Origin of the sequence: Marasmitruncus massiliensis (assembly GCF_900186535.1) — a bacterium.
In the GTDB taxonomy this organism is placed as follows: Bacteria; Bacillota; Clostridia; order Oscillospirales; family Ruminococcaceae; genus Anaerotruncus; species Anaerotruncus massiliensis_A.
Map to the genome: position 1 here is coordinate 598,783 of NZ_FYDE01000004.1, position 11,915 is coordinate 610,697.

The 11,915-nt window shown below is 53.2% G+C and carries 12 protein-coding genes; 6 read left to right on the plus strand and 6 right to left on the minus strand.

What is annotated here, in order from left to right:
* Positions 1-6 precede the first annotated feature (6 nt).
* The 3 genes from C1A10_RS06810 to C1A10_RS06820 form a co-directional block, all read right to left on the minus strand.
* Positions 7-627: a J domain-containing protein gene (locus C1A10_RS06810; protein WP_101909534.1), complete on the minus strand. Its 621-nt coding sequence runs from the start codon at positions 625-627 to the stop codon at positions 7-9.
* Entirely contained in the window at positions 624-1,502 is an 879-nt protein-coding gene (locus tag C1A10_RS06815) for a DUF5685 family protein (RefSeq protein WP_101909535.1), read from the minus strand. Before C1A10_RS06815 ends, C1A10_RS06810 begins: the two co-directional genes overlap by 4 nt.
* A 249-nt stretch (positions 1,503-1,751) precedes the next feature.
* Positions 1,752-1,940 carry a YjfB family protein gene (locus tag C1A10_RS06820; protein ID WP_101909536.1) on the minus strand — a complete coding sequence of 63 codons (189 nt, stop codon included), beginning with the start codon at positions 1,938-1,940 and terminating at the stop codon, positions 1,752-1,754.
* A 229-nt stretch (positions 1,941-2,169) separates the two neighbouring features.
* Between C1A10_RS06820 and C1A10_RS06825 the strand changes: the two genes are divergently transcribed.
* The 5 genes from C1A10_RS06825 to C1A10_RS06845 are packed head-to-tail and all read left to right on the plus strand — an operon-like array spanning position 2,170 to position 7,627.
* A complete protein-coding gene (locus C1A10_RS06825) occupies positions 2,170-3,477 on the plus strand; it encodes a phenylacetate--CoA ligase family protein (protein ID WP_180951026.1) in 1,308 nt (435 codons plus the stop codon).
* Positions 3,478-3,496: 19 nt separating this feature from the next.
* On the plus strand, positions 3,497-5,239 hold the full coding sequence (gene iorA / locus C1A10_RS06830) for an indolepyruvate ferredoxin oxidoreductase subunit alpha (protein WP_101909537.1): 1,743 nt from the start codon (positions 3,497-3,499) through the stop codon (positions 5,237-5,239).
* Positions 5,236-5,817: an indolepyruvate oxidoreductase subunit beta gene (locus C1A10_RS06835; protein WP_101909538.1), complete on the plus strand. Its 582-nt coding sequence runs from the start codon at positions 5,236-5,238 to the stop codon at positions 5,815-5,817. Before iorA ends, C1A10_RS06835 begins: the two co-directional genes overlap by 4 nt.
* Before the next feature lie 19 nt (positions 5,818-5,836).
* Positions 5,837-7,141, plus strand: coding sequence for a phenylacetate--CoA ligase family protein (locus C1A10_RS06840; protein ID WP_101909539.1), 1,305 nt, complete (start codon positions 5,837-5,839; stop codon positions 7,139-7,141).
* A gap of 60 nt (positions 7,142-7,201) precedes the next feature.
* Positions 7,202-7,627: an ACT domain-containing protein gene (locus C1A10_RS06845; protein WP_101909540.1), complete on the plus strand. Its 426-nt coding sequence runs from the start codon at positions 7,202-7,204 to the stop codon at positions 7,625-7,627.
* A gap of 48 nt (positions 7,628-7,675) precedes the next feature.
* Here C1A10_RS06845 and C1A10_RS06850 read toward each other — a convergent pair whose 3' ends face one another.
* The 3 genes from C1A10_RS06850 to murC form a co-directional block, all read right to left on the minus strand.
* Complete coding sequence (locus C1A10_RS06850) at positions 7,676-8,881, minus strand: amidase domain-containing protein (RefSeq protein ID WP_101909541.1); 1,206 nt, start codon at positions 8,879-8,881, stop codon at positions 7,676-7,678.
* 199 nt (positions 8,882-9,080) lie between these two features.
* Positions 9,081-9,773, minus strand: coding sequence for a DUF3298 and DUF4163 domain-containing protein (locus tag C1A10_RS06855; RefSeq protein WP_180951027.1), 693 nt, complete (start codon positions 9,771-9,773; stop codon positions 9,081-9,083).
* 134 nt (positions 9,774-9,907) lie between these two features.
* Positions 9,908-11,281 carry a UDP-N-acetylmuramate--L-alanine ligase gene (gene murC / locus C1A10_RS06860; RefSeq protein ID WP_242968853.1) on the minus strand — a complete coding sequence of 458 codons (1,374 nt, stop codon included), beginning with the start codon at positions 11,279-11,281 and terminating at the stop codon, positions 9,908-9,910.
* A gap of 307 nt (positions 11,282-11,588) precedes the next feature.
* On the opposite strand from murC, the gene spoVG reads away from it, so the two are divergent.
* Positions 11,589-11,894 (plus strand): septation regulator SpoVG, encoded by a 306-nt coding sequence (gene spoVG / locus C1A10_RS06865; RefSeq protein WP_101909543.1) that lies wholly within the window; start codon positions 11,589-11,591, stop codon positions 11,892-11,894.
* The last annotated feature ends 21 nt before the right edge of the window (positions 11,895-11,915 follow it).

An 11,915-nucleotide genomic window follows, 5' to 3' on the forward strand; every position in this document is an offset into this window, starting at 1 on the left:
CCTCCATCAGAAACAGCCGTTCATACAGCAGTCCGCGCACCACAGCGCCGCGCAGATATCACAGCAGCTGCAGCCGCCCAGACTGGCACCACCTTGCGGATAACTGCCGTAACCGCTGGGGCGCCCGCTTTGCCGCTGCCAGACCAGCTGGTTATAGGCTGCGGCATATTCCGCATTCTGCGGGCTCATGGAGCAGGCTTTCTGGAAACACTGCAGAGCGTCGTCCAGCCAGCCGCGGGAATAATGGATACTGCCTCTCAAAAAATACCATTCGGCGTCCCTGTTGGCCGCCGCGACACCGTCCAGAAGTTCCTGGGCCTCGGCGATTCTGCCGGAATTAATCAGGCGGCGGATATCGGCAAATTGCGATCCGCCGGAACCGTAACCGTAACCATAGGATGCTGTGTTGCCGTACGCTGTACCGCCTGCCTGCGCATTCTTCCGCTGCTTGGAAATCTCATCATATGCGCGGTTGATTTCCTGCATTTTTTCTTCCGCCAAATCCGAGAGGGGATTGCCCGCGTAATTGTCAGGATGATACTTTTTTGCAAGTTCGCGGTATGCGGCCTTGATTTGCTCATCGCTGGCATTGGGAGAGACCCCTAGGATTTTATATGGATCTGTCATTGGTGTTCAGTCTCCTTCGGCATCATGATTCGTTCCACGGTTTCGCGCAAACCAAGGTGGATGATATTGTCCAGAATTGGCTGATAAGTATGCAGTTCAAGCAGCTCATAGGTTTTAATCAGTTCCCCGATGGTAAGAAACAGGGAGCCTTTTGCGTTTTCACGGATTTCAGCCAGTTGTTTTGCATCAGGCGAGGTCAGATGCTCTCTGAGCAGAAAGGCATTGTAACTGCCCTGCCGCGCATCCTCTTCCAGATCGTCCAGGGCATCCGCCAGATACACATAACGCCCCAGCAGATAGCCGAACCGTTCCAGAATGCGCTTCTGGCTCTTATCGTCGGAAAGCAGCCCGCAGATTCCGGAGAGGACAAGCGCGGTAGGCTCGCAGGCCTGATCGACACTGTCGCACTGCTCCTCCTCAATCAGGCTTTGCTTGCTGATGGCTTCATAAATAATCTGTGCCGCTGCGGGGTACTGTTCCGAAGCTTTCCGGTAAGCAAACCGCGCGAATGGCATGCAGAGCGCAGCCAGCGCCTTGTCGCGAAACCCGCCGTCATTAAAGTTGTCCAGAGCTTTGTAGTAAAACATCATCATCGCCACGCCGGAAGAAAAATTCAGTTCCAGCCCGTCGTTCAGACAGGGAAGCCTGCGAAGAGGATTGAGCAGACATCGCTTCCGGCAGAACTGAGCAGTATTTTCCGGCTTCAGGGAAAGGCCGAGCAAAGCAAGGAAGGTGAAATCATAGCTGAGAGTCAGGCGGGAAAAAGGGCCGTATTTGCGCCCCAGCTGTTTGCAGAGCCCGCAATATACCGCTTTATAAGTTTCATATTCGCATACGCGCATTTGCGGTTTGCAGGGTTTGATATATCCAAACATAGCAATCTCCAAATGACAGTGACCATACTTCTGTTAACTTTTTTATTTTACACGAATTAATGGCCAATTTGTTTAATAAACTATGAATTTGTCGTGGAGATCAAGCAAATCAACCTGTTTTTGCTGCATATCAGGCCCCTGAAAGATTAGGGTGCGTATGTTTGCCGGTATTATGTAAATACAAGCGTTTTGAAAAGCGGATGCTGAAAATACTTCAAAACAAAAAAAGCCGCCCCTGCGGGCGGACAGTCAGGCGTAGGTATCGAGAAGATGTCCGGATAAAGGCGCCGGAATCGTGTTGCGCAGGCTGTCGATCATCTGCTCACTTTGTGCTGTCGTTGTGTCCATTGCTTTCTTCAGCATTGCGACGGATACCGACTGCTGCGTTTGTGCAAGATGCATGTCGATGCTGACAGCACCAATCGAAGAAAGATCCATCCAATCAACTCCTTTTATTTATAAATCGACAGGTTAGCGCAAAAGGAAAGCAGATGACGGACAAAAGCTGTAAGACTTTTTCAACAATCAGATCGGATCATTGAGAATAACTGCCCAAGGGGTTGATTTTGGGGGCTGACTTTGTTATGATAAGAAGAATGGATTTAACAGATAAATGCGTTAAAGTGTTGTGTGTTTCGGTGCGCATAAAGGAAATGGAGTGAAAACCGTGATCTATAACCCTGAAATGGAAACCATGCCGCGGGAAAAGCTGGAGGCTCTCCAACTGGAACGTCTCAAGAGGGTTGTGCGATACTGTTACGATCATGTGAAATTTTATCATGACCGCCTGGACGCGGCCGGCCTGGACCCGGATAAATTCCGGGCGCTTTCCGATATCCAGTATATCCCGCCGACCACCAAGGCCGACCTGCGCGACCATTATCCGTTCGGGCTGTTTGCCGTTCCGCAAAAACAGGTCGTGCGTCTCCACGCGTCTTCCGGGACCACCGGAAAACCGACCGTGGTGGGCTATACCAAAAATGACCTTGGCATGTGGTCGGAGCTTATGGCGCGGATTATCGCGGCGGCCGGAGTCACGGACGAAGACATCGCGCAGATATGCTTCGGGTACGGGCTGTTTACCGGCGCGCTTGGCCTGCACTACGGGCTGGAACGCATCGGCGCGACGGTCGTGCCATCCTCCAGCGGGAACAGCGAAAAACAGATCATGCTGATGAAGGATTTCGGCACGACTACCCTGATCGCAACGCCCACGTATGCGCTTTATCTTGGGGAACTGGCGCACGAAATGGGTTACGATCTTTCCGATTTTAAGCTGCGTATCGGCTTGTTCGGCTCGGAGGGCTGTACCACGGAAATGCGCGCGAAGATTGAACATCGCCTGGGCCTCTTCGCGACCGACAACTATGGTATGTCCGAACTGATGGGGCCGGGTGTCTCCGGCGAATGCGAACAACGGTGTGGGCTACATATCGCGGAAGACCACTTTTTTGCGGAAATCGTCGACCCCGGTACGCTTGCCCCGAAAAACGAGGGCGAAACAGGGGAACTGATTGTCACCACCATGACGAAGGAGGCGTTCCCGCTGCTGCGCTACCGCACACGGGACTTAACCCGCATTGTGAAAACCCCATGTGCCTGCGGGCGGACGGCGGCGCGGATGGATAAAGTCAAGGGGCGCAGCGACGACATGCTGAAAATCAAGGGTGTGAATGTGTTCCCATCCCAGATCGAAAGCGTGCTGATGCCTATGGAACAGATCAGCCCACATTACATGCTGTATGTGCGGCATGAAGGGTATACGGATACGCTTGAAGTGAAAGTGGAACTTGTGGACGCTTCCCTGCTGGAGCGTTATTCGGATCTGGAAAAGCTGACCTGTGTCATCCGTTCCAGACTGCGCACCGTGCTTGGAATTGACGCCAGGGTGACGCTGGTGGAGCCGAAATCCATCGAGCGGTTTGCCGGAAAAGCCAAACGTGTTGTCGACCTGAGAGAAAACGAATCAAAATGATGGTAAGGAGCAGGATACATTGAAACAGTTGATGTTGGGCAATCAGGCGGTTGCCAGAGGCCTTTTTGAGGCCGGATGCAGGGTAGTTTCCAGTTATCCGGGAACCCCCTCCACCGAAATTACCGAATATGTGAGTCTTTATAACGAGATTTATGCCGAATGGGCGCCGAATGAAAAGGTTGCCTGCGAAGTGGCGCTCGGCGCCTCGATCGGCGGCGCGCGCTCGTTCTGCGCGATGAAGCATGTGGGGCTTAACGTGGCGGCCGACCCGCTGTTTACAGCTTCCTATACGGGAGTGGGCGGCGGTTTCATTCTCTGCGTTGCGGACGACCAGGGAATGCACAGCTCCCAGAACGAGCAGGATTCCCGTCACTACGCCGTGGCGTCAAAGCTGCCGATGCTGGAACCGGCGGATTCTCAGGAATGCATTGATTTTGTGAAGGCGGCCTATGACCTTTCGGAAGAATACGATACGCCGGTCATCCTGCGCACCTGTACCCGCGTGGCACATTCCCAGAGTATTGTGGAGACCGGCGAACGGGCGGAAGTTCCTGTCAGGCCGTATGTGAAGGACCCCAAAAAATATGTGATGATGCCCGGCAACGCGATCGGCCGCCATGTGGTGGTTGAAGAGCGTATGCGCAGGCTGGCGGCCCTTGCGGAAACAACGGGGCTGAACCGCATCGAATACGGCGACAAAAAGATTGGGTTTGTCACCGCGGGCATCTGCTATCAGTATGTCAAAGAAGCGTTCCCGCAGGCGAGCGTCCTCAAGCTCGGCATGGTGAATCCCTTGCCGGTGGATTTGATCCGCCAGTTTGCTTCGCAGGTAGATACACTCTACGTTGTGGAGGAGCTTGACCCCGTCATTGAAACACATTGCAAGGCGAATGGCATCCAGACGGAAGGGAAGTCCTTGTTCGGCCTGCTCGGCGAGCTTTCCCAGCGGAAGGTTGCGGCGGCTCTGGGTCAGCCTGTGCCGGAATCCTTCGGGTTCGGTGAAACAATTCCGGTGCGCCCGCCTGTCCTCTGCCCGGGCTGTCCCCACCGCGGCCTGTTCTATACGCTGAACAAGCTGAAAGTCATGGTAAGCGGCGATATCGGCTGCTATACGCTCGGCGCCCTTCCGCCGCTGAACGCGGTGGACACCACCATCTGCATGGGTGCGTCGGTATCGGGCCTGCATGGGTTCAATCTCGCGCGCGGCGGTGATTCCGCCCGCAAATCGGTTGCGGTCATCGGAGACTCGACCTTTATGCATTCCGGTATTACCGGACTGATTGATATTACCTATAACCGCGGCAATTCCACGGTGATTGTGCTGGACAATTCCATCACCGGCATGACCGGCCACCAGCAGAACCCCACCACCGGGCTGACGCTGAAAAATCAGCCTACACCGCAGGTTTCCATTGAAAAAATCTGCGAGGCGGCGGGCGTCAGACGTGTGCGCGTGGTCGACCCCAACGAGCTGAAAGAACTGGAAGCGGTTATCCGGGAGGAACTCGAAGCGGATGAGCCTTCGGTCATCATTACAAGGCGTCCCTGCGCACTCTTAAAGTGCGTCAAGCACAAGCCCGCGCTGGCAGTTAATCAGGAAAAATGCAAAAGCTGTAAAATGTGCATGAAGATCGGCTGTCCCGCGATCAGCATCGTCGGCGGCAGAATCGTGATCGACGATACGCTGTGCGTGGGCTGTGACCTGTGCAAAAAGATGTGCGGTTTCGGAGCAATCCAATCCGCTGAGGAGGCGGCAAAATGAGCGTGAAAAAGATTATGATTGTAGGTGTGGGCGGTCAGGGCTCCCTGCTGGCTTCCAGGCTGATGGGAAATGTGCTGATGGCGCAGGGCTTTGACGTCAAAGTATCGGAAGTGCACGGAATGGCACAGCGCGGCGGTTCGGTCGTTACCTATGTCACCTACGGCGACAAGGTGTATTCCCCGGTTATCACGGAAGGGGAAGCAGACGCGATTGTCTCCTTTGAAAAACTGGAGGCCGCGAGATGGCTGTCCTACCTCAAAAAAGGCGGCAGGCTGATCGTCAATGACCAGCAGATTTCCCCAATGCCGGTCATTACCGGCGCAATGGAGTATCCGTCGGTTATTCTGGAAAAAATCAGGGAAAAGGGCGTTCAGGTAATGGCGCTGGACGCGCTGGCTCTGGCGCATGAGGCCGGCAGCGCAAAGGCGGTCAATGTGGTGCTGATCGGGGTGCTGTCCGCCATGCTGGATTTTTCAGACGAAGTATGGCAGAAGACGATTGAAACGACCGTCCCTGCCAAATTTCTTGAGCTGAACAGAAAAGCGTTCGAGCTTGGACGCCACGCAGTTTCAAAATAAATTTACAGGAGTGATCATTGTGCCGCAGTACCGCGATCCCATTGAATGCGCCCCGCTCGGGGAACTTCGCGCGCTCCAGTCCTACCGTTTGATCAAAACGGTGCGACATGTCTATGAAAATGTTCCGTTTTATCGCGATCGGTTTGACAAGCTGGGGCTGAAACCGGAGGATATCCGGTCGGTGGACGATTTGAGCAAGCTTCCTTTTACCTATAAGCAGGATTTGAGGGACAACTATCCGTACGGCCTGTTTGCGGTGCCGCAGGACCAGGTGGTGCGTATCCACGCGTCCTCCGGCACGACCGGAAAGCAGACGGTTGTCGGTTACACCCAGAACGATCTCGACGTCTGGGCGGAGATTACCGCGCGCGCGTTGGTGGCCGCGGGCGGTTCGAAAAACGACTTTGTACATATTTCTTATGGCTACGGCCTGTTTACAGGCGGATTGGGCCTGCATCAGGGCGCAACCGCGCTGGGCGCGTCGGTTATCCCGGTTTCCACCGGCAACACCAAACGCCAGATTCAGATTATGCAGGATTTTGGTTCGGACATCCTCTGCTGCACCCCGTCCTATGCGCTTTACATGGGGGAGACGGTGCGCGAAATGGGTATCGACCCAAAAACCCTGAAACTGCGCGCGGGCGTTTTCGGCGCTGAGCCGTGGACGGAGCATATGCGTCAGGAAATCGAGCGGATGCTGGCGATCAAAGCCTATGACATTTACGGCCTTTCGGAAATCATGGGCCCGGGCGTTTCCTATGAATGTCCGGAACAGTCCGGCATGCATATCAATGAAGACCATTTTATCGCGGAGATCATCGACCCGGATACCGGCGAGGTGCTCCCGGAAGGCGTCATGGGCGAACTGGTCTTTACCTGCATCACCAAGGAAGCGCTGCCGCTCATCCGCTACCGCACCCGCGATATCGCGATGCTCACCCGCAAGCCCTGCTCCTGCGGGCGCACGTTCATCAAGATGACAAAACCGGCCGGCCGGACCGACGACATGCTGATTATCCGCGGCGTCAATGTGTTCCCGTCGCAGGTGGAAAGCGTTCTGCTCCAGTTCAGCGGCACCACGCCCAACTACCAGCTGATTGTGGATCGCGTGGGCGCACTGGATACGCTTGAGGTGCAGGTGGAAATGGATGAGCATATGACCTTCGACGCGGTACGCCTGATCGAAAAGCGCGAAAAGGAAATCCGCGGCGCGCTCGAATCCACGCTTGGAATCGCCGCCGTGGTGCATCTTGTTTCCCCGAAAACGATCGCGCGCAGCGAAGGAAAAGCAAAACGCGTTATCGACAAACGCTGCCTGGAATGATATAATAAAACCATAAAGTGGCAAATAAAAGCCGGATATCGGCAGAATGGGTGTTGAGCAATGATCATTAAGCAGTTATCCGTTTTTGTGGAAAACCAGCCGGGCAGGCTTGCGGAGATTACCGACGCACTTTATAAAAAAGATATCGACATCCGTGCGCTTTCTATCGCAGATACCACGAATTTCGGTATTCTGCGCCTGATTGTCAACCATCCTTCGCGCGCGGAATCGGCGCTGAAAGAACAGGGGTTCACCGTTTCGCAGACCGATGTGATCGGCGTGGGTGTTGAGGACCGCCCCGGCGGGCTTGCCGCCGCGCTGGAGGTGCTCAGGGACGCGAATATTGCGGTGGAGTATATGTACGCTTTCGTCAGCAAGGCGGAAAAAACCGCTTTTGTGATTCTTCGCGTGGAGGATAATGACGCAGCCATCCGGACGCTTCAGGAAAAGGGCGTGAAAATTCTCAGCGCCAATGAGATTTACTGAAAACAGGTTCTTTCGAAAAACGGGCGGAAATGCTTCCGCCCGTTTTTATCATTCTGTCAGATACTTTGGATTCAAAAAACGCATCTCTACATTTGCAAGGTCGGAGTAATAGACAAAGCAGTCGGGCGTATTCTGCGCAAGCATCAGGGTAGGCTGGTCAACAAGCAGCAGGCTGTGATTATATCCCTCCTCTCCGGAACCCTCGTAACCACTTGCGCATACCTGAATCAGACCGCCGGGCTTTAACTGTAAAATCGTGTCCACAACATCGCCTTTAAGCCCGTATTCCATCTCTTCCGACGCATACCCCCAGAAATGCGCCACATTTTCCCATGCGGGTGACCCGCCCCCTGATCCCGCGAACCATTCCCCGGTCATTTCGTCCCGCCGTTCAACCGCGTCCTGCTCCCCTCCGCTGAAGCCATACCAGATGCACTGCGATGTAAAGTTGGAACAGTTCCCCATCCAGTCGCTGATCCGGTAAAAGGCGGGGTTCGGCGTTTCCGTGTAAGCTTTTGCATAACGAACGGCCTGTCTGCTGTTATAGGGGATGGAACCGGGCGGCCGGTCTGTTTGCTGAACGTCATATCGAACTGTCTCTTTGCGAAACTCGTTTTGCAGGCTTTTCAGCAGGTCCTGTTTTGATGGCGGTTCAAGCAGGGAATCCCGGCCGAATTTGCGTTCCGATCCCGGGTAGTAGTGGAAAGTAATGACCCATCCGCCGCTTATCTGCTTGAGCTTCATCGTGTGCTGGGCGTTTACTGCGAAAAAAGGCGGGTAGGCGCGCCCTTTCTCACCTGTGATTGTAAAATGGATGATCGTTTCCGTGCTGTCCGCGAATTCTTCTTTTTCCCAGAACTCCATACGTTCGTCATTTGCGTCCCGGTCGAAGTGAATGGTATATGGAAAATGGCGGGTTTCCACATAGCAGAACCGATTTTCGGCGATCAGTTTTCTGCGCAGGATCAGCGTATCCAGCCATGCCGCTTCATTGCGGTTCTGAATTTGGCCCATATCCATCAGGCGGCTGTAATCGGCATTTTTCAGGCTGGTGTATGCCTGATACTGTAAATCCAGAAATAGTTCGATAATCTCCCGGGGCGTAAGCCCCGCAGAAGGTAATAGAGCCTGTTCCGCTTTTTCAGAACGATGATCGGATCTTTGCAGTATTTTGGCAAAAGCCGTGCATTCCTCTTTCACCGCGCAGCCCGCCAGCAGAATGGAGGCAAGAAAAACAAAAATCAGTTTTTTCATGAACAACCTCCTTGATTCCAGATTCCCTTCTATTCTTATGAATGCTGATTCCGATCTTTTACTGAGATACGGCCGCTTTTAAAATTTTGTGGTCCGGTTTCCAACAAAAATCCCCTCGCCCGCGACGCGGGCAAGGGGGATTTTGCATGGCTTTCTTGTTTGGTTTCCATGGGAAAGCTTCTTGAGGGACTCAGCCTGTTTATTGAGCCCTGCCGCACACCGGGCGACGAGGCCCTCTCGGCGAATACGGGATCACAAATTCGCGGATTCCGGCGACATAAGGGGCGATTTCATAAAGCTGGAAGTAAATCACCAATCCCTCCGGTTTCAGATAAAAGTTGCTTTCGTCAAAACTATTGGATACGTTTTCCTCATAATCCTCGAAATATGGATTGTCACCGGCTTTAATCTGGTCAGCGATTTGTTTTTGAATAGTTTTGATCAGATATGTTCGATAGTTGGCGTTTCCGGGGAACAGCTGTGAAAGCGAAAGCCTGCGTCCGCTTTGCAGATTCCAGGTATCCGAGCTCCTTACCGTATTGCCGTGTGCCCCTCCGGTATATTCGTACCGGTCATAGTAAAGGCTGAGTGCGCAATTCTGCCGGTAGGTGACGGTATAGTCCTGCTCCGCCTGAAATTCCCTGACTGGGTAATCATGCTCCATGGATTCCCTGTATTGTTCTACGGCCATCCGATAAAGCCTGGTCCTGCAGTAATGCTCAAACGCGAGCGCGTTAGCCTGATAAAATAAACTGATTCTGAGCGCGGTTCCCTGAAATACCGGTGAAATAAACAGCGGATAATTGATTTTATAGCTTAAAACCGCCGTTTCCCGATAATACATCGTATCTTTCAGCGTATTGTTCCTTACGATTACGCTTTGAACTGGCATTGCCAAACACCTCCTTACATGCAGGATATGCCGCACGGCGCCGTTTTGACTATCAGCCAAAAACAGAAGAACCACCCCGATAACCGGAGTGGTTCTTCTGTTTTTGCCGCGACACCGGCGGCTTATCCTTGTTTCTATCTTTTCAGCATCATTTTGGCACATTTGTTGACGTCGCCGCAGCCCAGTGTAATAACCAGGTCTCCGGGCTGGGCGTTCGTCGTGACATAATCGGTAATTTCTTCAAATTCAGGGAACCAGACCGAACCGGGGATTTTTTCGGCAAGCTGGCTGGTATAAATACCGTCCGTATTTTTCTCCCGGCTCCCCATAATTTCAGACATCACGACTTTGTCGGCCAGCGACAGCGCCTTTGCGAAATCATCCATCAGAAGCTTTGTACGGGAATAGGTAAACGGCTGGAATACCGCCCAGACCTGATTGAAATGCAGCTCCTTGGCGGCTTTCAGCGTAACGGCAATTTCTGCGGGATGGTGGGCGTAGTCGTCCGCGATCGTGATGCCGCGTACCTTTCCCAGAATTTCAAACCTGCGTGCCGCGCCGCGGAATCCGGCGAGCTGCTCTTTCATTGCTTCGACAGGGGTTCCAACGTAAAGGGCGGCGGCAATGGCTGCGACCGCGTTGAGAATGTTATGCCGTCCGGGAACATGGATGGTAAAACGCCCCAGTCTATTTTTGCCGGAATACAGGTCAAAAGAGGACTCCGCGCCTTCATGCACAATTTCGGCGGGGTAGTAGTCGCAATGATCCGACCAGCCAAACGTCAGCAGCTCTTTGCCGGATATGCCCTCCATTGCCTTAACGGTATTCGCGTCGTCGCCGTTATAGAAAACCGCTTTCTGCGCCAGGGACGCAAATCGGTGAAAGGAACGGATGACATTCTCGATCGTTCCAAAATAGTCGAGATGGTCGGCATCGACATTCAAAATGACGGCAATATCGGGGAAAAGCTGCAAAAAGTGATCGTTGAACTCGCAGGCTTCGCAGACCATGATGTCACTTTTACCTACACAGCCGCTTCCGTGAATCAGCGGGAGCTTTCCGCCGATGACCGCAGTCGGGTCCAGCCCGGCGCCGACCAAAACCTGCGTGATCATGGAAGTCGTGGTGGTCTTGCCGTGGGTGCCGCAGACACAGATGCAGTTTTGATACCGCGAGGTCAGATAACCCAGCAGCTCCGCGCGTTCAATCGTGGGGACGCCGCTGCCCTTTGCGGCGCGAAGCTCGGGATTGTCGCTCATAATCGCAGCGGTGTAAACGATCAAATCGGCGCCGCCGATATTTTCGGCGCGCTGCCCCAGAAATACTTCCACACCCATCTCCCGTTCAAGCGCAAGGGTGTCGGTTTCATTGTTATCGCTCCCGGAAATGCGGTAGCCTTTGCTGTGTAAAATCTGGACGAGCGGATACATTCCTGACCCGCCGACCCCGATAAAATGAATATGTTTTGCGTTTTCCAACAGTTTTCCGTCGAACATTGCAAGCTCCATTCCGCCGTCCTGCACGGCACGTAGAATTCACCTATACTTTCCCCCAAAACAGGTAAATGGAAAAGTTTGTATGCGCACCGTTTCCGGCGTGGGCCAGACCGATGCGAAAACATAGCAGAAACAACCGCCAGCCTAAAAGATTTCTGTACAAGCCGCCAGTTTTCAATAGTGATCATTGGTTATCATGCTTTATCTTATCCAGTATAGGGTGTTTTTGTGAAAAATTCAAGTGGACAAGCAGCTGCTGCATAACTTTCCCCGGCCTGCCAAATACTATCATTGACAAACATTTAGGAGGAAATGCAGCATGACCATCACCGATATTAAAATTCGACGTACCTATCAGGACACACGGCTGCGCGCGTTAGTTTCACTGACCATCGACGGAGAGTTCGCCGTGCATGATATCAAGGTAATTGAGGGGCCGGAGCGCCTGTTTGTTGCGATGCCCAGCAGAAGGGACGAAAATGGAATTTTCCGCGATATTGCCCATCCGATTACCACCGGGGCGCGCCATATGATGGAGGAGAGTATTTTGGCAGCCTATCACGAACATATCACAAATCAGCAGGCTCATGAGCATGAATCGGCGGAAAAAGAAGGGAACCCGTAAGGGTCCCCTTTTTGTGTCTTA